The sequence below is a fragment of the Pseudanabaena sp. PCC 7367 genome, from assembly GCF_000317065.1.
GTDB classification, from domain to species: Bacteria; Cyanobacteriota; Cyanobacteriia; order Pseudanabaenales; family Pseudanabaenaceae; genus Thalassoporum; species Thalassoporum mexicanum.
This window is the reverse complement of the sequence record NC_019701.1, coordinates 1,472,475-1,493,353: the sequence shown is the minus strand read 5'-3', so window position 1 is coordinate 1,493,353 and position 20,879 is coordinate 1,472,475. Positions and strand designations below refer to the sequence as shown.

Below are 20,879 nucleotides of genomic sequence, written 5' to 3'. Positions count from 1 at the left end.
TAATCTCAATAGTATTTTAACAATTTTCGAGCCGCGATCACTTGTATCCAAAGGCAGACGTGGTGATCGACTCTTTTAGGTATGCCAATTGGGCTACGGCGACTAGGAATAGGCTTAAACTAGTCCCATTTGCTTGAGGGTAGTTTCTAGCTCCCTAGCGATCGCCCCATTACCTTGCTCATAGTGCAGCTCGATCGCCCGTTGTAATGACTCAATCGCCTCAGCAGGTTGGCCAATTTTGAGCAAAGCCACGCCTAGATTCTGGTGCGCTTGGGCATATCTGGGCTCAATGGCGATCGCCTGTTGATAGGCAGCCACCGCCCGATCTAACTGACGCAGATGCCGCAGCGCAATACCAAGATTATAAAAGCCCTTGGCAAAATTAGGGGCAATTTGGGTTACCTGTTCATATTGGCTATGGGCTAGCTCAAATTGCTCTTGCTGTTGAAACAAATTACCCAGATTGTTGTAGGCAGGTAGTTTCACCAAATTTGGCACCGATTGACTAATTGCCTGTTGGTAATAATCGATCGCCCCTGGCAAGTTGGTTTGTTCGCTGTGGACGATCGCCAGATGGAAATACAATTCAAACCAGATCTGGGGTGGTGCATGATGCTCATCAGCCTTGCTCAAACCAGTTTTTAAGGTAGTTAAGCCAGCCTCTAGATCGCCATTTTCCACTAGCAGGGCTCCCAATTTGCTATACATATAGCTGTCATGGGGATAGGTGGCCAGGTGTTTTTGCATTAACCTTTGGGCGAACTGGTGTTTGCGTTTACGATCGATTTGCTCAACCTGGTAACCGTAGTGGTAGATCGCAATGGGATGCTCGATCGTGGCGATCTGCCAGCCTGGTTCCCGTTGCAAAATTTCATTGACACTATCATCGATCAATTCATGGTAGATGCCTTTGAAGCTGATCTCCTGATGGCGGCGAAACAACCGCGAAACCAGTGAATAGGGGGTTTGGTTTGCTCCTACTTCCAGGCGTACCAGATTAATTGCCAGACAATTTTTTGCTTTAATCTGTTGGCGGATCTGGTTGGTAATTGCGGCGATCGCCTCTGGATTAATTACCTCATCGGCATCCAGCACCAAAATCCAATCCCCCTGGGCTTGCTGAAGCGAATAGTTGCGGGCGGCGGCAAAATGATCATGCCAATCGTAATGAAAGATCTTGGCGCTGAAGCCCTTGGCGATCTCGATCGTCTCGTCGGTGGAGCCAGTGTCTACTAAGACAATTTCATCTACTAAACCTTGCACACTAGCAAGGCATTGCTCCAATCGCTCCGCTTCGTTTTTGACAATCATGCACAGGCTGATGCGTTGAATTGGTTTGATCGATTCTGTATCGGGATGCCCAGACTGTTTAATTGTTGGCTGCGATCGTAGCTTAGAACCAGAGGCGGAGCGATCGGCAAATCCCCTGGCGGTGTCTTTTCTCTTGGGGTTAAAAATTTTAGGTTTAGATTTACGACGCAAACTGGCCACCTAATAGTACACAAAATTATTATTGCGTATGTTACGGTAACCAGTTCGATTTGCTATTTCCGTTTTCAACTAAACTCTAATAGCAAGCATTGATCGATTGATCAATTGATCAAAGGAAGGTCAGATCACCTGCATCCAGGGATATGTTAGAAACGGCCGCAATCATTACTGCCCCAAAAACATCATCCCTGCGGGCAATAATTGTATTGGGAGCACTGGCAGGAAAGAAGCTTCCTAGTGGTGCATTATCCAGCCAGGTGTTACTGTCTTGCACAAAGAAATAATCCTCTGGGTTACCAAACACCGCAATTGTATCGCCTTCAAAGGGATTGAAATCCCAAATGATTGCAAAACCTTCATTATTCTGCAAGCCATAGTAATTATTCAATACAAAAGTATCTGCACCAAGCCAACCGGTAAGTTGATCGATTTGGTCTGTCTCAGTACCATTGTTACCATCAAGGCGATCGTTCGCAGTCCCACCTGCTACCCAATCGCTGCGTTCAAAGCCATTGAAGATCAGTTCATCGGCTGCGGTAAACCCAAATCTAGGGAAATCTCGGTGGTTGTAGAAATCCTGTCTGGGGCCGAATGCGTCGCCGTCAACAACAAGTAATGCCATATGGTTTTATCCTTTTGCTAATTTTGTTAATTTTGTTGATTTTGTTAACAATTAACAATCTGCTGCTTTCACCAAACATGATTTAGTGAAGCCCATACCGGATCTTATGGAATGCCCAAATGTTTAACTAGCAATACTTGTAGTGCTTTTCATTTGGGTGTAATTGGTCAAACTTGCTCTAAGCAACATTGAACTTTGTAGATTCAACTCAAAAGGCCTGTCTAAATGACCTGAATTTAGGGCTAGAAGGCTGTCACAATAAAATTTCGCACCCTAGAAATACCTGATGAGCTTTTTACTACAGTTCTATCTTAAATTATTCCCAAAAGTTATGATTCATACAGTGATCCTGAGCAATCGATAAAGTGATCATGATCATTTGTATGGAGTTCTGAATTTGCCGCTTCTGAGCAAACTTAATACACTCAAATGGCGTTTGAGTTCTTGTTGTACCTGCTTGAAGAGTTGATCATCTTCACCTTTCAGGCTGACCAAACCATAGAGCTTGATCGAGCCAGCCCGACCCCGCAGCAGGTGATCGCCCATGTCTACTACTTCGATCTCATCCTTGACCAGTTCATAGACGGAGTCAGTGATTAAAATATCAGTCCCCAGCTCTTTGGTTAGCCCCTCAACTCTGCTGGCCACATTCACTGTGTCACCAATTACTGCGTATTCCTTGCGGCGAGGCGAACCAATATCACCCACCACCACCTCACCCCAGTTGATGCCAATGCCATTGAAAAAAGGTAACTTGCCATTGTCTTTCCATTCCTGGCGCAAGTTTGCCAGGGCCGATCGCATTTCCAGAGCTGCCTTGAGCGAGTTCATCACATCTGTTTTTTCGCCCTGACTGACTGGGGAACCAAATTCCGCCATGATCGCATCACCGATGAACTTATCTACCGTGCCCTGGTTTTCGAGAATAATGTCTACCATGACTTCCAGGTATTGATTGAGTTGTTGCACGATATCGCGGGCGGGTAACTTGCTCAGCAGGGTAGTAAAGCCACGAATATCTGTAAAAAACACTACCGCAGTTTGACTGCGACCGATCAGCAGCGCCCGATAGTCGTCCGGCTGGTTCATAATCTCCTGCACGATCGGCTCGGCCATATACCGCGAGAGGGTACGCCGCAGTTGCAATCGCTCTAGCTGCGAAGCGATCGCCCCAGTTGCCATCAACGATAGGCCAATTAATGTAATGGCTGTAACAGGCATTGCCGTAGCAATGATCAAGTTGCCATAGACCAGGCTGGTAAAGCCAAATATTCCCCAGGCAAGTGCGATCGCCAGGGCCACCAAAAATTGAATTACTGGGCGTTTGAGTTGGCTCAGGCCAATCCCCACCAGCATCAATAGAAATAGAACCGCGATCCCTTTCTGGAAGCGATTGGGCACCACTTCGGCGATTGCTCGATTGCTCATCAGCGTAGCGATCGCATTGGCATGCACTTCTACCCCTGGCATATCCCCATAGGCTGAGAATTGAATATCTTGCAGGGAACTGGCCGTAGCCCCAATTAACACAATTTTGTCGCGGAAAAACTCGCCATTGCGGATAATGTCGTTTTGCCAATTTTGCGGATCGATCACATAGAAAAACGGCACCTGTTGACCCGCCTCGAACCATGTATTACCAGGGCCAAAGAAATAAATGTAGTTATTCGCGCTAGGAGGAACATAGTCGATCCCAGCCTGGCTGAGGGTCGCTTCCGCAAATGAGAGAATGCGCACACTGTCAGGGCTATTAGCTAAATCTTCACTCTCAGCCGATTCATCCACAAAGATCGGCAGATCATAGCCATCCCCCAGGCGATGGATTTTTTGATTGATTTCCTTATCAAAATTCACCATGCCAATGCTGCTGTAGTCCAAGAAGTAGGTCTCTTCGGGGGTGAGCAATTGCATAATCAAGGCTTCCTGGGTGTCGGTGAAATCGAGGGAAGCGGCCAACACCACCCGATCGCCATAATTGTCTAAAGTGGCCTGTAACCTATCATCATCCTCAAACCCATAGATACTGGGAGTATCCAGCAAAATATCGATCGCCACCACCTTTGCGCCTGCTGCCATCAGTTGCTCGATTACCTGGGCATAGGCGGCACGTTGCCAGGGCCAGGATTGGAGTGGTTCTAAAAATGCTCTTTGCTCTGGATCATAAAACTCACCCTGGGACAATGATTGTTCATCGATCGCCAGAATTACAATTTCTGCCGGTGGTTCGATCGCGCCGCGCCAGCTAAAAAAAGTAGATTGGGTTTGCTTTTCCATCAACCTGGCCACGGGTAAATAGGCTGTTGCCAGACCACCACCGATCGCCCAAAAGCTCACTAGCAGATAGCCGATTCCTTCTGGTTTGAGGAACCAACGCCAGAGTTTTTGCCATTGTCTTGGTTGTTTGTCCATCCCCAGATTTTGCCTCGCGGTGCTCAAGCTTTGTCTTAATTAATCGGTATTAAATGATTAAATATTCGATCGCTTAGTTTGTTAGTTGCCCACTTTTTGCATGATATGTCGTGCCAAGAGCGCCTAGCGGCACATAAAAACACATTGGTAGTTAATACATATTCTCGATCGAATTATCTGGATCTATTTACGCAATGTGGCTGGATTTAGTGGAATTTGCCAGCGATCGGGTGATTTAACTCAACTCTTGCTCTATTAATTTTGTTTACAGCTCAATTATGAATCAGGGTTTTAATCATTCTATGGGTGATTTCTGGGGCAGAGTTGGATATTGCAAACTACTTAGATCTAAAAAAATGCTTTCGATCGGGCGATAATGCTCCTTTTTTAGTTACGGTTAGCATTACTCAAACAAGTTAACTTAAACAAGTTAGATCAGCCTGATTTTGTTAAACAAAGCCCAAGCAAAACCCAAGCAAAGCCCAAGCAAAACTAAGTACACTAGTAGATAGATTGAAAAGAATTGATGTAATCCTAGCTATTTGTGGTTATTTGGTTCTAATTCGGTTTTAGTAGAGTCTAAATCAGCATCCCGTAGTTTCAATGACCTAAATTAATCTCAATTGAGTGGGCTAGCTTGATCATTAATTAGGCTGCCCATAGATCTCAAAGCAGCTATGTGAGATCGCTAACTTAATCATATATCCACAATTGGAGGTAATGAAATATGGCCGTAAAGAAGCAGTTTGATAGCTTTGAAGATCTTTTGAAAAGTTCGGAGTTGCCAATTTTAGTTGACTTCTATGCTCCCTGGTGTGGCCCTTGTCAGATTATGGCCAGGGTTCTAGAACAGGTCAGCCCCCAAGTCAAAGATAAGGCGCAAATAGTAAAGATCAATACGGATATTTACCAAGGGCTGGCCTCGCAATATGGCATTCATGGCCTGCCCACGATGATGATTTTCAAGGATGGTAAGCCGGTCGATCGCTTTGAGGGTGCTGTTACTGCCGATCAGCTATATGAGCGTTTGCAGCCACATATTTAGGGCTTTTTTAGTGTTTTAAACAGTCTAATAGTTTAATAATCTAACGGCTGAAGTAGTTTATGTGGCAATGCTGCGATCGATTGTGAGTGATGAGCGATCGGCGCATAAAGTTGCCTTAGTCTTGGCATTGTAAGTTCACAAGCATATTTATTTTTGCTGGGATCTAGGGGCATAACCTTTAGATCCTTGAGCTTTTTATGGTTGGGAATCGCCTAAAAATCCTATTGCTCCGTTAATGCTCAGATAATGTTCGTTTAATGCTCGCTTTTAATTCATTTAGCTAGCCTTGTTCAGTTTCAGTTATTAAGTAAATCTAATTGTTGGTCAGGCAGTTGAGAACTAAGATTTTCATTACCTGCCAACTCCTGGAGCTTAAAACTACGGCGATGTAGATCGCTAAAACCAAGTTCTTTGATTGCCTGGCGGTGCTTGGCGGTGGCATAGCCTTTGTTATTCACTAAGTCATAGTCAGGATATTTCTCTGCCAGATCAATCACATAGCGATCGCGCCACACCTTGGCAATAATGCTGGCTGCGGCGATCGAGAGGGACTTTTGATCTCCCTTCACCACTGTGGTTTGGTCAATTGGGGCAATGATTTTAAATTTAATTTGCCGATTGCCATCAATCAAACAATGGTTTGGCCGGGGTTGCAGTTGGGCGATCGCCCGTTCCATTGCCAGCAAACTAGCATTCAAAATATTTAGCTCGGCAATTTCCGCCACCGAGGCAGTGCCAATCTGGCAATCGATCGCTACAGAACGAATTAAAGAATCCAATTCATCGCGTTGGGTAGCGCTAAGTTGCTTACTGTCCCTGACTCCCGCCGATACTAACTGCCCATAACAGCCAGTATGATTATGCTCAGCAAGCGCAAGGCGATCGACAGGCTCAACTGGTAAAATCACCGCCGCCGCCACCACTGCACCAAATAAAGCACCCCGACCCACCTCGTCTACACCGGCAACAGGATGGCGATCGCACTCAAATTGCCAGAACGGTTCAAAATTTGGCTTGTTCAAAATCAACCTGAAATCAGATACATCAAAAACTGCTGAGACAAATTAATCTAAATAACCTATACCATTGCCGAGTTGGGTTGTTTGTATTTAAATACGGGCATAATGAATTAACAGCCAGGACTATTGCTATTTTGTGGCGTAATTTAGAATTACTTAGAAGTACAGATTTCTATTTAAGGGATTTTGAGTTATTCTTGCTCTTAATAGCTAAATATCACTACATAGGCAGGTTTGGGCTATTGGGAATCAGCCAGGTAGAATTAACCGGGATTACGATGGCTAATATCTAATAATATGTTTAGGTTTGAGACATATTTAACATAGCTTAGACAAGGAGCTAAAACCTGACAAATAATTCACCGCGATCGCATCACTGGGTTAAATCCAACCAGATCAAACAATAAAATGTTAGCTAAAAGCCCTAAATTACCGCCAAAGATCTTACACTACATACACAGTTAACTATGATGTAACTAATTTATTGGGATTGATCGCATTTAAGTAGGCTGGAACAATACCTACTACTAAGATCGCCAAGAAAGTTAAGTCTCGATCGCCAATAATTGAGATGTTGAGATAATTAATATTTCAGATATTGAGATATTTTAAGTTAACGACAGTCAAAACTACCAGAGCTTAAGGGGCAAGCAAGACCACTTAATATGCAGGGGACGCTGAAGGAAATAGATGTGACCAGTATTCTCAGGCTAATTGAGCTGGGGCAGCGTACTGGTGAATTATTGATCGAATCCAACACGGGGCGATCGTGGTTTGTGTTTTTTGTGAATGGCGAAATCACCTATGCAACCGACCCAACCAGTAACTTAAATCGCCTGCGTGATTACCTGCATGGACTTAATCTCGACAGCGCCCTGGAACAGGTTTTAACGGCCAAATTGGGCATCAATGTGATTGAATATGGCCAGATTTGGGCTTTACTAGAGTCTCAGGTGCTTTCCCCCAAGCAGGCCAAAGCAATTATCCGAGCCATGATTGTTGAGGTGCTCTTTGATATTCTCAGCTTACATGAGGGTAATTTTGTGTTTGAACTCGGTGCTTCCTTAGCGCCACAGCTCACCACCATCAAGCTTTCACCCCTGCTCAAGCAAATTACGATCGAGCTACAGGCTTGGTATCGGTTCTATCCCTACATCCAATCGCCCGATCAATGCCCAGCGATCGCCATTGATGGTGCCTTGCCCAAACTGAATCAATGGGTGAATGGCAAGACCTCGCTCCGCCAACTGGCGCGTTATGGTAACCAGAGTATCTTTGCGATCGCCAAAAATATGTATACAGGGATCTTAAGTGGGGCGGTAGCAATGGCTCCTCTCGCTTTGCCAGTAACTACCAAACCCAGACATGAAGCATTGCGGATAATTTGTATCGATGATAGTGTCACAATTTGCCGGGCGGTAGAGTATATTCTTCATAACAATGGCTACCAGGTAACGGCGATCTCCAACCCGATTAAGGCGCTTAGCTTAGTATTTCAGCTCAAACCAGATTTAATCCTTTGCGACATTGCTATGCCCGATTTAGATGGCTACGAATTATGCGGCATGTTTAGAAAGTCTAGCTACTTTGCCCGAAAGCCGATTATTATGCTAACAGGCAAGGATGGCTTTATCGATCGAGTAAAGGCGCGCATGGTTGGTGCAACTGAGTATTTAACTAAGCCCTTTGGTGAGAAGGAGTTATTGATGATGGTGGAAAAATATTTGGCCAATAGCCATATCAATTCAGAGGGGATCGCTGCTTTTGAGTCCTACCACGAAAATGATGGGAGCAACCTGGACATACTAGGAATTAGCAGTAGCTAGGAGTTAGATCGTAATTGTAGTGAGCAGCTTGCTGAGGTTCTAAAGGGATTTGCTATGAATAAAGTTTTGGTTGTTGAGGATAGCCCCCCGCAACGGGAAATGATAACGGCTTTACTTAGAGATAGCGGTTTAAGTGTGAGTGCAGCGATCGATGGGGTTGAAGCCCTAGAGCAAATATCGGGGAGCTGCCCTGACTTGGTAGTGCTCGATATTGTGATGCCGCGCATGAATGGCTATGAGTTATGCCGCCGCCTCAAAACTGATCCCAAGACCCAGGAAGTGCCGGTGGTAATGTGCTCGACTAAGGGCGAAGAATTCGATCGCTATTGGGGGATGCGCCAAGGTGCTGATGCATATATTGCTAAGCCATTTCAACCCCAAGAGCTGGTGGGCACGGTCAAACAACTCCTGCGCAAAACCTAGATTATTGTTAATTTTTGTTGCAGATAGGCCTGTTGATCGCCTGTCGGGGTTCTAGTTTGCAAAAAATGGGGTTAAATAGGCAATTTGGCAAGGGTATAAGCTGGGCTAATTCATATAAGCTATAGGGGCAGGTGTGAGATTATATATAGTTAAGTAGTTAGCTGTGATTAAGTCTCTAAATCGATGATTTAATTGGTTAAATTAGCCGCTTAAGGCTTAGCTTAATCGCAAGGGTCGATCGATTAAAGTTGCTAAATCAATCCTGCTGACTTCCATATGTTAGTTATATGTTAGTAGTTCAGGGTGGTTAAAAATTCCGATCGTTTGCAGTCAGGCTTAATTGCCACAATGAACAAGGCTTAAGGAAACTGGAATGAATATGGTTCTGGTAGTTGAAGATAGTATTACGCAGCGGCAAATGATCACCAACCTACTCCGCGATAGCGGTTTAAGGGTGGTCAGTGCTGGGGATGGAGTTGAAGCATTATCGCAAGTAGCCAACGATCGACCAGATCTGGTGGTGCTCGATATTGTGATGCCACGCATGAATGGTTATGAGGTATGCCGCAGACTCAAACAAGATCCTGAAACCCAACTGGTGCCTGTGGTGATGTGTTCTTCCAAGGGTGAAGAATTCGATCGCTATTGGGGGATGCGCCAAGGCGCTGATGCTTATATTGCCAAGCCATTTCAACCCCAAGAACTGGTCGGAACGGTAAAGCAACTCTTGCGCAATCAATAGCAATAAATAACGGGTAAGTTAATTCGCTTTAAGCGATTGGCTTAGTTGAATTAATTGAATATTGAATTAGGTGATTGACAAACCAAGTAGGCTAAAGACTTTAGTAAACAAAAAGGTTTAGTAAATCAAGTAAATATCACGGTGGCAAAGAAGGGGGACGCATTTTATCTGGTTTAGGTTTGGCGATCGGATTAGTTAATCATTCAGATTAATAACCTGGATTAATAACCTCGCTAATTTACTTAAATCTGGCCAAACAGCTAATTAACTGCAGTAATTGCAGCCAAAAACTAATTAGAGTTGATTATTTACCATCTGTTCGTTAACATCTAGCCATGTTTCATAGATAAATATAGATGATTTAGATGAAAGGAAAGTACAAAAGCAGCCTAAGCAATCAAATAATTAGTAATTAATTAGTAATAATTAGTAATAATTAGTAACTGGTGTATTTAAATAGTTTTTATTTTGACTTTTCTGCTATCTTCAATTACTGCAACGACTTAACTAGCTGTACTATCTGTCTTACTGATTTCTAGAGCGATTAAACTGATTTTCCCGAATTTTTACATGATTTATGAGTTTGTTTTAAGCCATGGTCGGAAATCCAGACTTTTTACTTGGGAATAGCCCAGGCCAAGACCCTGAGTTCCAAGAGGAAATTGGTGCACCTGAGGGTGAGTTGCACTTACGGTTCTTTACGGCCTCAGGGCTGGAATTTGCCCTGCCAGCAACGGGGATCAAAGAGGTGATCGAATATCCACCCGATCGCATAAATCCAATGCCCAATGTTTCCCCGCTAATATTGGGTACTATTAATATAAGAGGCAGGGTGGTTTGGGTTGGCGATCTCGGTCAGTTTTTAGGTGAATCAGCACCAGTCAATACCGATCGCTCAGAAGTTTCTATTATTGCGATCGAAGACCAGGGGCTACTATTGGGGCTGGCAATTGAAAAGATTGGTGTAATGGCCTGGCTAGATCCTGATAAATTAAAAGTTTCCAGAAATAGTCCTGACAGTATGGCTCCTTTTTTGAAAGGTGAGTGGCTGATCGAGCCAGACGAGATGTCATTGAGACTTTTAGATCATGTAAACATATCACGATCGGCGCGTTGGGCATCTTAGCTAGTTAAGTAGTAGTTTGCACGGACTAAACCGCGGCAGCAGATTATGGATTAGGAGAAACAAATGGCATCTAGCACTCAACAACAGAAGGACTACGATCGAGCCTCACTAGCATATATGCAAGGTGACTATGAGCGTGCCATGGATCTGTCACAGCAGCTAGTCGGCGCATGTCCAGATGAGCCCACCTATCGATTGCTGCATGGCCATGTCAATCTGGTGTTGGAACAATATCAAGATGCGATCGCAGAGTATCAAGCTGTGCTGAATCTAACTGAAGATACGCAGCTAGTTGAAAACGCTAGCATTTGTATGTCCACAGCCAGCGAGCGGCTCAATCAATCGGCAACAGGCGAAGTAAATGCTGATTATGGTGACGACAACAACGAATATAACTTAGCCAGCGAAGACCAGTCCCAACCAGACGAGGAGTACAGCAGTCCATTTGCCACACCTGGCGATGACTTCAACTTCAGCGGCATGGACTTTGATGATACGTTTGCCTTCGATAATGCCCAGCAAATGCCCCAGGTGGCCACCAACCTCCAGGCCAATCGGGGCACTAACCTACAAGCGGGTGGCATGGCTCCGCCAGACAATGCCTCGCCCCCCAGCGACTTTAATGATGTAGCTGAATTTGACCAACTTGGTGATGGTGATGATTTCAACTTTGATGACATCAATATCGCCGATGATATGGAAAACTTTGACTATGCCGCTGACACACAGATGGCTGGTAATAACGCCGCTGAGATGTTTGATCCAGGCACAGGCATTGGCGGTGATGAATTTATTGATGAATTTGATGACTTTGACGAAATTGGCGATCTAGCCGCAACCTTCCCTGGCTCATTCGATGAATCTGATGCGACCCAAATGGTGACTGGTGGTGAGTCCAGTGGTTTTAATACCTCAGCCTCAGCGGTTGACTTTGGCATGTCTGGCTCCCTGGGGGCGGAGCCATTGATGGGGCAGGGCGATCCGAGTGGTGGGTTTGGCCAATCGTTGCCAGATTCAGAAGCTGAGTTGTTTGGGCTTAGTAGTGGTGCACCGCTGGGTACTTCTAAGCCATCGGTGAGTGAATCCTCCAGCAGCAGCATAGAAGCAAGCGATCAGGGCATGCTTTCGTTCTTCGATAACATGTCACTGCCCCAGAAAAATGTGATTACAGCAATTGTTTCCGGTGGTGTGGCAGCGATCGCTGCAGCTTTTGTGTTTAACATTTCAGTGGCACGCATCCCTGTTGAGAAGGAAGCCAAGCAAAGTATTCAACTTGGCGGAGTTGCCATGGCAGGGGCGGCCTTTCTTGGTGGAGCGGGAATGGCCTTGTTTGCAGGCTCGCGGACTACCCGTCAGGTGAAGCGATCGAGCGATAACTTGCAAGCCCAGTTTGAGTCGGTGATGCATGGGGAGATGAATCCCAGGGCTGCGGTTTATGCCGATGATGAATTTGGCAAGCTGTCTTCGACGTTTAACCAAATGATTCAAACGATCATTGCCAGCACCACCGAAGCACAGCGCAAAGCAGAAGAGCAAGAACAAGCCAAGGAAGACCTCCAACGCCAGGTGATCCGCCTCCTGGATGATGTAGAAGGTGCGGCGCGAGGTGACTTGACCGTGCAGGCCGAGGTGACCGCTGATGTACTAGGAGCCGTAGCTGACTCGTTTAATCTCACCATTCAAAACCTGCGCGAGATTGTGCAACAGGTGAAAACCGCTGCCAAGCAGGTGAGTGAGGCGGCCAAAGAAAATGAAAGTTTTGCCCGTAGTTTGTCGTCTGATGCGCTCAGACAAGCAGAAGAACTGAGTGTGACTCTAAACTCGGTGCAAATGATGACCGAATCGATTCAGCGGGTGGCAGATAGCGCCCGTGAAGCTGAGGATGTAGCTCAACTGGCTTCGCAAACTGCCCTTAAAGGCGGCGAGGCAGTGGAACTGACGATGGCTGGGATTCTGGACATTCGAGAAACAGTGGCAGAAACTACCCGTAAGGTGAAACGGCTGGGTGAATCATCGCAGGAAATTTCTAAGATTGTGGGTTTGATTTCCCAGATTGCCTCCCGTACCAACTTGCTGGCGCTTAATGCTAGTATTGAGGCGGCCAGGGCAGGAGATGCCGGACGGGGCTTTGCGATCGTGGCTGATGAGGTGCGGCAGCTAGCCGATCGTGCCGCCAAAGCATCCAAGGAAATTGAACAAATTGTGTTGCAAATCCAGAGTGAGACTGGTACGGTGCAGCAAGCAATGGACTTGGGTACGCAGCAGGTAATCGATGGTACCAAACGGGCTGAACAGGCCAGACAGTCGCTAAATGATATTATTCAGGTATCGCAGCGGATTGACGAACTGGTGCGATCGATTACGGAAGATACGATCCGGCAAACCGAAACGTCCCGTACTGTGGCACAGGTTATGCAATCGGTTGAGTTGACCGCCCAAGAAACATCGCAAGAATCACAACGGGTGTCGGCCTCACTCCAAAATCTGGTGGGGGTTGCCCGTGGCTTGCAAGAATCGGTGGAACGTTTCCGAGTTGAATCAGATAAGTCCGGGGCTGGGCGCGCCTAAGAGCCGATCGGCTTGAGCGTCTCGCTGCCCTATGGGTTAAGCTTAAGCTATGCTCAAAGCTCTATATCCAATGTATCTAAGAAGTGTATCTAATCCAGTGAACCAACCATGATTAGTGGGTAAATAGCTAACCAAGTTAATCACATTTATTAATTATTCACTAAAATAATTACACCTAATTACACCTAATTACACCCGGTTGGTCAGTTTTTGGAGATTGTTTCATTCGAGAAGATCCCACCATGAATCCAGAACAACAGCAGCAAAGAATACTTGGTTACTTCATAGAAGAAGCAAAGGATCACTTGCATACGATCGAGCAAGGGGTACTGAACCTGCAAGAGACTTTGAACGATGCGGAGATGGTGAACGAAGTCTTCCGTGCCGCTCATTCGATTAAGGGTGGGGCAGCCATGCTGGGTGTGGGTAGTGTGCAGCACATTTCCCATCGCCTGGAAGATTATTTCAAAGTGCTGCGTGATAATGCTGCGATTCAAGTTGATGAAAAGTTGAAAAGCCTACTGCTGGCTGGCTTCGATCGCCTCCAGGAACTATTAGAGGATCTAGAAATCAATCTACGCATCTCTGATAACCGCTCAGAAGCGGCGCTGGCTGAAGTCGAACCAATTTTCCGGCAGCTAACCGACTATCTCAATGAGCTGGTGATCGAGTCGGGTGGTGTCCCCGTGGCGATGAGTGCAGATCAGGCGACGGCAGCGGCTGCAGAACCAGAGCCTGAAGCAGAACCAGAACCAGACTTTACGACTGCGTTCAAAGAGCCCGTGACCGGCTATCTGCGTGATATGTTGCGTTGCTTCAAGCATGAAGACGAGCCGGCGGGTCGCTCCCAATTATTAACGACCTGCGATCAGTTAATAGAGGTGGGCGATCGATATAGTTTTACTAATTGGTGTAATTTGTTGGCTGCCACCAAGCAGGCGATCGCTAATCCTGATAATGGCTATCGGGTCTTGGCTCCCGTTGTAATCAAAGAATTAAAGCAGGGGCAAGATCTAGTATTGGCGCAACGTGAAGCGGAAATTAGTGTGACGGCCAGATTGCAGGAGCTATTGCCTGAAGCGGTAGAGGTAGAGGACGAACCAGCGATCGCCATAGCAGCTGATATTGCCGATATCTCAGATGATGCGATAGATACCGCTGGTACTGCTGATGCGCAAGAGCAAGCCGATGATATCTCAGAAGTATTTGCCCAAATTACCTCCGAGGAAGCCGAAGCCGCTGCCAATAGCTCAAACCAGTCAGACGAAGCCGGCTCTGCTGCTGCTGTTGCTGATTTGTTCGCCGATGATGGGGAGCTAACGATCGAGGCAGCTCTGGCTGCAACCGAGCCACCGAAGGCAGATGAAGCTGACGGAGGCAGTGATGATTTAGATGCCTTAAATCCAGAAGAAGACTTGCTATCACTTGATGGCCCTGAAGTTGGAGCCAATGAGCTGAGCAGTTTGGCCAGCCTATTTGAAAACGAAGAAGTTGATATTGAATCAGCCTGGGCTGATATTAGTGCTAATCAAAATCTATTTGCAGATGCTTCATCACAGGCATTGCATGAGCAGGAAGATTTTGCCGATCTATTCAGTGATGATAGCGATGGCCAATCGAGCAATGCTGACTCCAGTGAGCACACCAGTGAAAATACCAGTGAAAATAATGGTAGCAGCGATGCAGCGATCGCCGAGCTGTTTGGTGATAATGAGCCGGAATACAGCAGTGATGATCTTGTCGCTGAATTGGGGCTAGATCTAGATCCAGATCCAGATTTAGATCCAGCTACGCCAGCCACTCCTGAGAGTGATTCCAGTACAATAGATGATGATTTAACTGATTTAATTGATTCGATCGACTCGAGCGATGAAGCTCAACCCGATCAGCCAGAACCAGAGCAACCAGAATCAATAGCTACTGAAGCTACTGATTTAGATGATTTAAGCGATCTGGCAGGATTAGAGCAAACTGCCGAGCAGTCTGAAGAGGCCTTAGCCGAGCTTTTTGACCAATCAGATCTAGCTGATGTTACCGGTGCAGAATCACCCGAACCGATCGGTGCCTCAACCAGTGATCTAGATCGTGATCTGGAATTAGAATTAACCGATGGCGAGAGCATTACTGATCAGGCTGCGATCGCTCAAACCGCTCAAATCGATCAAAATGTTGCCGACGGCAATGATGATCCGTTCAAGGTAGAAGGTGATCTGGATTTGTTGACATCAGATGCAGATGTACCAGAATCAGAGCCAAAATCAGACGCACCAGGTATATCGGTAGGGGATGATCCAGAATTAGTTGCCGCTCAAGACACTGAAACTGCTAAAGCTAATGAAGATCAAGTGGCTTTAGAAGATTTAGGCTTTGATATTGATGACAATGAACTCGATCCGTTTGCTGCGGATGGAGAAGCAGAGCTAGTTGCTGATCATGTTACCCAGGATGTCGCTGACACAGAAGCAAATAATGAAGCAAATAACACAGATGAAATCGAGCAACAGTCAGAGGCGGAAGATGCTGAGCTAACTTCAACCGCTTCACCCGATGATTTGGAGCTAGCAGCGATCGAGCCAACTGGAGATGAAGATCTAGGGTTAGCCAACTTTTTTGCTGATGCGGATCAAGGTGAGCAAGAGCAAGATGCTCTAAATGACATCGATCAGTTAATCACAGAGGAAGTGCCTGTCTCAGAAAATTCCAGTGATATCAGTGATATCAGTGATGTCAGTGATGTCAGTGATGATGAGGCAACTAACACTAACACCAATAAGATTGATGCAGAGCAGTTGGCCGTAGCAGAAAGCGATTTAGGCGATCTGGCTGATTTCTTTGATCAAGCTGAACAGCCTGAACCAGCGCAACAGGTAAGCTCAGCGGCGAGTGAAGCAGAGTTGGCTGAGCTATCTACATTGACTGAACAGGATAATCAGGATGAGCAGGGGAATGAAGATGATGACATTGAGACCCAGATCGCGGCATTTGCTGGTGATAATCTAGATGATTTGGCAGCATCCGAACAGCCTGCTGATGGTTTAGCTGCTGACGATACTTCAAATGGGGATGTCACTCAGGTACAAGGATTTGGAACTCAATTGCCTTCCCCCGATAGTACGATCGATAATTTGGTTGATTTCTTTGCGGGAGATGGCAATTCGGCGGAGTTGAGTAATCAATCAGAAGACCAATCAGAAGTAGACCAATCAGAAGTAGATGACGAATTTGACCCCGAAGCTACGATCGCTGCCCTCGATCTCGAAGCCCAGGATCTAAACTTTGGGTTTGCCAGCGAATCAACTCCGTCAGCTAGCCCAAATAGTTCTTCAGCTAGTTCAGGCGATGCCTTTGATGAATTAGAGGCAATGCTAGGTGATGTGGCCTCTGCTGATTTTTCTGAGCCCAGCGATAGTAGCAATGCTGCCTCGTCCGGTTCTAGCTTTGATGAGCTGGAAGCGCTAATTGGTGGTGGTGCCGAATCTGCTACCGATGCTCCTGCCAATGGCAACCAATCTGCCAAACCGATCGAGGATGACTTTGGTGATCTCGAAGCGCTGTTGATCGATACCTATGGTCCTGAGGCTGCCCCAAGTACCCAACGAGCCAAAAAGAAATTTTCACCCAGTACCCGCCCATCCAGGATCATGGATAAAACCATGCGGGTTGATGTCAAATATCTTGACAGTTTAAATAACCTGGTTGGGGAACTGGTGGTCAATCGAAACCTGCTCGAAGCTGACCAGGAGAGATTGCAGCAGTTTATTAGTAATTTGCTTCATCAGGTGCAACAGCTCAGTGATGTGGCGCAGCGGATGCGCGATCTCTACGATCGATCGTTGCTCGAAACCTCCCTCCTGGCCAGTCGTAACCAGCTCCAAAGTTCGCGGGATCGCCTTTTCAGCATTCAGCAAGCCAATATTGATGGCATTAATACGGGTGGCCAAGACTTTGATGCCCTAGAAATGGATCGCTTTAGCAGTCCGTTCTACAGCTTGTCCCAGGAAATTATCGAGCTGATCGTCCGGGTGCGTGAGTCGGCCTCAGATATTGAATATGTGGTAGATGAGACTGAGCAGGTCTCTCGCCAGCTAGGCACGATTACTACCCAGATCCAAGACGATCTCAAGCAATCGCGCATGGTGCCCTTTGCCCAAATTGCCGATCGCTTGCCCCGTGGGGTTAGAGATCGCTCCATTAAAACTGGTAAACAGGCTGAAATTGAAATTATTGGCCGCGAGACCTTAATTGATAAGGCGATCCTGGAACATTTGTTTGATCCAATGAACCACCTGGTTAACAATGCGATCGACCACGGCCTTGAAGACCCGGCCACCCGCCAATCATCCGGTAAGTCAGTGAAGGGTAAAATCACCGTCAGAGCCTATCACCAGGGTAATCAAACTGTCATCTCTGTCAGTGATGATGGGGCTGGTATTGATGTGGGCAAGGTGAAAAAGGCGGCGGTCAAAAAAGGGATGCGATCGAACTCGGAGATTACTCGCCTCAGCGATGATGAGGTATATGATTTGCTATTTGAGGCTGGTTTTAGTACCGCCTCCCAGGCCGATGAGTTCCGAGGTCGGGGTGTGGGTATGGATGTGGTCAAGAGTAGCCTGGATGAAATTCGTGGTTCTGTTTACACTGAATCGATCGTGGGCAAGGGCACTACCTTTACGATTCGCCTGCCCCTAACATTGAGCATTTCCAAAGCGATGTTCTGCATTAGCGATCGCACCAGGATTGCCTTCCCGGTCGATGGCTTTGAAGATATGATTGAAATTCCCCAGAGCCAAATTCAGAACAATAGCAAAGGTCAGCCCTGTTTGCCCTGGCGTGATACGATTCTGCCCTTCCAGCCCTTGGCTAATCTACTCAGCTACACCCGCCACATCAGCCGTAGTAATATTTATGGCAAGCAAGACGATGATGTAATTTCAATTATTATTCTGCGTAATGAGGGTAATTATCTCGCCTTGCAGGTCGATCAATTCCTGGGCGAAAGCGAGATTGTAATCAAACAACTCGAAGGGCCAATTCCCAAGCCAGCGGGTGTTGCCGGGGCAACCGTGTTGGGGGATGGCCGAGTCATGTCGATCGCCAATGTGCTAGAGCTGTTCGATATTGCCAGTGGTCGCCTCAAGCCCCGCCGCGAAATGCAAACGATCGAAATCAAGCCAGAGCAATCGGAAAAAACCGAACCCACTGTACTTATTGTGGACGACTCGATTACGGTGCGCGAGCTACTATCTCTCACCTTTACCAAGGTTGGCTACCGGGTGGAGCAAGCTAGAGATGGTCAGGATGCCTGGGAAAAGCTACGTGCTGGCCTGCCTTGCGATCTGATTTTCTGCGACATTGAGATGCCCAGAATGGATGGCTTGGATTTCCTTTCCCGAATTCAAAAGGATGCCAATCTCAACAAGATCCCGGTGGCAATGCTGACCTCTCGGGGTGCCGATCGCCACCGTCAAACCGCTGTCCAATTGGGAGCCAAGGGTTACTTCACCAAGCCCTATCTAGAAGAAGAGTTGCTCAGTGCTTCCCAGAAATTGCTAAAGGGTGAAGCCCTGGCCAGCGCTAAATAAATAATTCAGATCTTGGTAAGCATTGCTATTAATTTAATTTAATTAATGGATTGGGATCGTGATCAAGCTATAGGATTTGAATCTAAATCCTAACTTATGGTTATTGGCGATTGTATGAAAATCTGACTGCTAAATTAGCGATCAGGCTCTAGCGAACTAATACTGTGGAAGATTGTTATGGAAGGCTGGGCCAATCAGAACTACATATACCCAAGCGATCGCTATGCCGGTTCCAGATCTTGTTTTTAACCAGCTCAGAAGCTCAGATAGCACAAACACTTTAAATCTTGATTTGACAGGTATTAATCTTAATAATCTTAAGGTTTGAGATAACCATCCACTGCAGTTACTTCGCCAATCTTGTCCTCGTCGGTATTGATACAACCAGGTTGTTTTGCAAACTGACAAACTCTAGCCTGGAGGCGTGCTAAAGTGCCAGTGCTACCGCTGGAAAAGAAAACTTTGTCATTGACGATCGAGACACCACAAACCGGGCACTTTTGGGCGTTTTCCATAGTTTCTTGGGACAGATTAGCTCATATATCAATTAACTCTGGTGTAGGCTAGCAAACCACGGTTAGGCAAACAATAACCCATAGATAGATTGATAGGTAAAAATACTTGGTTGTTGCTAATTGTTGCAATTACATCAAAAATTTACCCCATAGCGATCGCTACAGGGCAAATGAAGAGATTTGGCTAATTTGTAAGTAGTACAGAAGGCATTTAGACTTTTAGATTTAAAGCCCGCCTGATGCACTTACTTACTAAACGCTAGGCCGTAACAGCTTGCTTTTCCATCTCAGGTGTATATTCACCCTTGCTGGCGGCACTGTTGCAAGCAGCTCTGTGACGCAATAGCTTTTGAGCTTCAGCCACATTGCTATCACTACCCTTCCAATAATCCAGGGCAGGCTGTTGAATGGCGCGAGCATAGGAGAAGGTAACCCGCCAAGGCAAGAGATCCTTGTGGGTGGAGTTCATGATGTTGAGGTGTTGGGCAGACTGCTCAGGGGTTTGACCACCAGATAGGAACGCAACTCCAGCTACAGTTGCCGGAACACAGTTACGCAGCACATCCACAGTCATAGCAGCTACTTGCTCAGGGGTTGCTTGGGTCGCAGCACCCTTAGCAGAAATAACCATGCTGGGTTTGAGGATCATCTCATCCATTACTACTTTCTGGATGTAGAGCTGATTGAACACAGTCTTGAGGGTCTCGGTGGTTACTTCATAGCAGCGCTCGATCGAATGAGTACCATCGATCAACACTTCAGGTTCTACGATCGGCACCAAACCGCCTTCCTGGCAGAGGGCAGCATAACGAGCCAACCCATGGGCATTGGTCTCGATGCAAGTACGGCTGGGGATACCATCGCCGATCGTGATTACAGCACGCCACTTGGCAAACCGAGCACCCATTTGATAATACTCAGCGATCCGCTCGCGCAAACCATCCAAACCTTCGGTTACCTTTTCACCTGGGCAGAGGGGATGATCTTTCGCACCAGTATCAACCTTGATGCCGATGATAATGCCTCTATCCTTCATTACCTGGGTGAGGGGCTTGCCAGCAGAGCTGGATTGACGGATCGTTTCATCATAAAGAATCGCACCGCTGACATAATCAGACAGGTTAGGAGTATCGAGAATTAGTTCTCTGTATGCGCGTCTGCGATCTTCAGTTTGGTCAATACCTAGCGCCGCAAATCTTTTGTTGCATGTGCCGTTGCTTTCATCCATTGCCAAGATACCCTTTCCTGGGGCTACCATAGCCTTGGCAGTTGCTTTGAGTTCTTGAGAGTAAGCACTCATACTTATTCGTACCTCCAATACTTTTTTCTTGATCTAGATTTAATTAGTTGGAACCAATGGACACCATTGACATCCTATCGCAACGACAGGCTACTTATAAATTAAATATTAAAGTTGCCACTTTAACAAAAAATAAACAAAATTAGTTTGCTCAGCTCGCTATAGTTACACGTTTGATCATTTAAATTTTCGGTTCGGGGAAATAGCCAGC

The 20,879-nt window shown here is 46.3% G+C and carries 13 protein-coding genes; 7 read left to right on the top strand and 6 right to left on the bottom strand.

The annotated features are described in order from the left end of the window. Positions 1-114: 114 nt before the first annotated feature. The 3 genes from PSE7367_RS05785 to PSE7367_RS05775 form a co-directional block, all read right to left on the bottom strand. Positions 115-1,491 carry a tetratricopeptide repeat protein gene (locus PSE7367_RS05785; RefSeq protein ID WP_015164440.1) on the bottom strand — a complete coding sequence of 459 codons (1,377 nt, stop codon included), beginning with the start codon at positions 1,489-1,491 and terminating at the stop codon, positions 115-117. A gap of 109 nt (positions 1,492-1,600) precedes the next feature. Continuing rightward, complete coding sequence (locus tag PSE7367_RS05780) at positions 1,601-2,113, bottom strand: hypothetical protein (RefSeq protein WP_015164439.1); 513 nt, start codon at positions 2,111-2,113, stop codon at positions 1,601-1,603. A gap of 375 nt (positions 2,114-2,488) precedes the next feature. Beyond that, positions 2,489-4,549, bottom strand: a complete 2,061-nt coding sequence (locus PSE7367_RS05775; RefSeq protein WP_225882687.1) for a CHASE2 domain-containing protein — start codon at positions 4,547-4,549, stop codon at positions 2,489-2,491. Positions 4,550-5,249: 700 nt separating this feature from the next. Here PSE7367_RS05775 and trxA point away from each other — a divergent pair. After that, positions 5,250-5,567: a thioredoxin gene (trxA, locus tag PSE7367_RS05770; RefSeq protein WP_015164437.1), complete on the top strand. Its 318-nt coding sequence runs from the start codon at positions 5,250-5,252 to the stop codon at positions 5,565-5,567. A gap of 296 nt (positions 5,568-5,863) precedes the next feature. Here trxA and PSE7367_RS05765 read toward each other — a convergent pair whose 3' ends face one another. Beyond that, a complete protein-coding gene (locus PSE7367_RS05765; protein WP_015164436.1) occupies positions 5,864-6,589 on the bottom strand; it encodes a ribonuclease HII in 726 nt (241 codons plus the stop codon). 662 nt (positions 6,590-7,251) lie between these two features. Here PSE7367_RS05765 and PSE7367_RS05755 point away from each other — a divergent pair. The 6 genes from PSE7367_RS05755 (at position 7,252) to PSE7367_RS05730 (ending at position 18,853) form a co-directional block, all read left to right on the top strand. Beyond that, positions 7,252-8,412 (top strand): response regulator, encoded by a 1,161-nt coding sequence (locus tag PSE7367_RS05755; RefSeq protein WP_015164435.1) that lies wholly within the window; start codon positions 7,252-7,254, stop codon positions 8,410-8,412. Between the two features lie 54 nt (positions 8,413-8,466). Then, on the top strand, positions 8,467-8,835 hold the full coding sequence (locus PSE7367_RS05750; protein ID WP_015164434.1) for a response regulator transcription factor: 369 nt from the start codon (positions 8,467-8,469) through the stop codon (positions 8,833-8,835). 373 nt (positions 8,836-9,208) lie between these two features. Then, complete coding sequence (locus tag PSE7367_RS05745; protein ID WP_015164433.1) at positions 9,209-9,577, top strand: response regulator transcription factor; 369 nt, start codon at positions 9,209-9,211, stop codon at positions 9,575-9,577. Between the two features lie 595 nt (positions 9,578-10,172). Further along, on the top strand, positions 10,173-10,703 hold the full coding sequence (locus PSE7367_RS05740) for a chemotaxis protein CheW (RefSeq protein ID WP_015164432.1): 531 nt from the start codon (positions 10,173-10,175) through the stop codon (positions 10,701-10,703). A 63-nt stretch (positions 10,704-10,766) separates the two neighbouring features. Continuing rightward, positions 10,767-13,271: a methyl-accepting chemotaxis protein gene (locus PSE7367_RS05735; protein WP_015164431.1), complete on the top strand. Its 2,505-nt coding sequence runs from the start codon at positions 10,767-10,769 to the stop codon at positions 13,269-13,271. Between the two features lie 242 nt (positions 13,272-13,513). After that, positions 13,514-18,853 carry a hybrid sensor histidine kinase/response regulator gene (locus PSE7367_RS05730; RefSeq protein ID WP_015164430.1) on the top strand — a complete coding sequence of 1,780 codons (5,340 nt, stop codon included), beginning with the start codon at positions 13,514-13,516 and terminating at the stop codon, positions 18,851-18,853. 317 nt (positions 18,854-19,170) lie between these two features. Here the strand turns inward: PSE7367_RS05730 and PSE7367_RS05725 are convergent, their stop codons facing one another. Continuing rightward, positions 19,171-19,368, bottom strand: coding sequence for an NblD family protein (locus PSE7367_RS05725; RefSeq protein WP_015164429.1), 198 nt, complete (start codon positions 19,366-19,368; stop codon positions 19,171-19,173). A 259-nt stretch (positions 19,369-19,627) separates the two neighbouring features. Next, a complete protein-coding gene (locus PSE7367_RS05720; protein WP_015164428.1) occupies positions 19,628-20,668 on the bottom strand; it encodes a class I fructose-bisphosphate aldolase in 1,041 nt (346 codons plus the stop codon). Between the last annotated feature and the right edge of the window lie 211 nt (positions 20,669-20,879).

Excerpts from the sequence above, each read along its gene's own strand:
- PSE7367_RS05780 (WP_015164439.1), bottom strand. The coding sequence starts at position 2,113 with ATGGCATTACTTGTTGTTGACGGCGACGCATTCGGCCCCAGACAGGAT.
- trxA (WP_015164437.1), top strand. The coding sequence starts at position 5,250 with ATGGCCGTAAAGAAGCAGTTTGATAGCTTTGAAGATCTTTTGAAAAGT.
- PSE7367_RS05755 (WP_015164435.1), top strand. The coding sequence starts at position 7,252 with ATGCAGGGGACGCTGAAGGAAATAGATGTGACCAGTATTCTCAGGCTA.
- PSE7367_RS05750 (WP_015164434.1), top strand. The coding sequence starts at position 8,467 with ATGAATAAAGTTTTGGTTGTTGAGGATAGCCCCCCGCAACGGGAAATG.
- PSE7367_RS05745 (WP_015164433.1), top strand. The coding sequence starts at position 9,209 with ATGAATATGGTTCTGGTAGTTGAAGATAGTATTACGCAGCGGCAAATG.
- PSE7367_RS05740 (WP_015164432.1), top strand. The coding sequence starts at position 10,173 with ATGGTCGGAAATCCAGACTTTTTACTTGGGAATAGCCCAGGCCAAGAC.
- PSE7367_RS05735 (WP_015164431.1), top strand. The coding sequence starts at position 10,767 with ATGGCATCTAGCACTCAACAACAGAAGGACTACGATCGAGCCTCACTA.
- PSE7367_RS05730 (WP_015164430.1), top strand. The coding sequence starts at position 13,514 with ATGAATCCAGAACAACAGCAGCAAAGAATACTTGGTTACTTCATAGAA.
- PSE7367_RS05725 (WP_015164429.1), bottom strand. The coding sequence starts at position 19,368 with ATGGAAAACGCCCAAAAGTGCCCGGTTTGTGGTGTCTCGATCGTCAAT.
- PSE7367_RS05720 (WP_015164428.1), bottom strand. The coding sequence starts at position 20,668 with ATGAGTGCTTACTCTCAAGAACTCAAAGCAACTGCCAAGGCTATGGTA.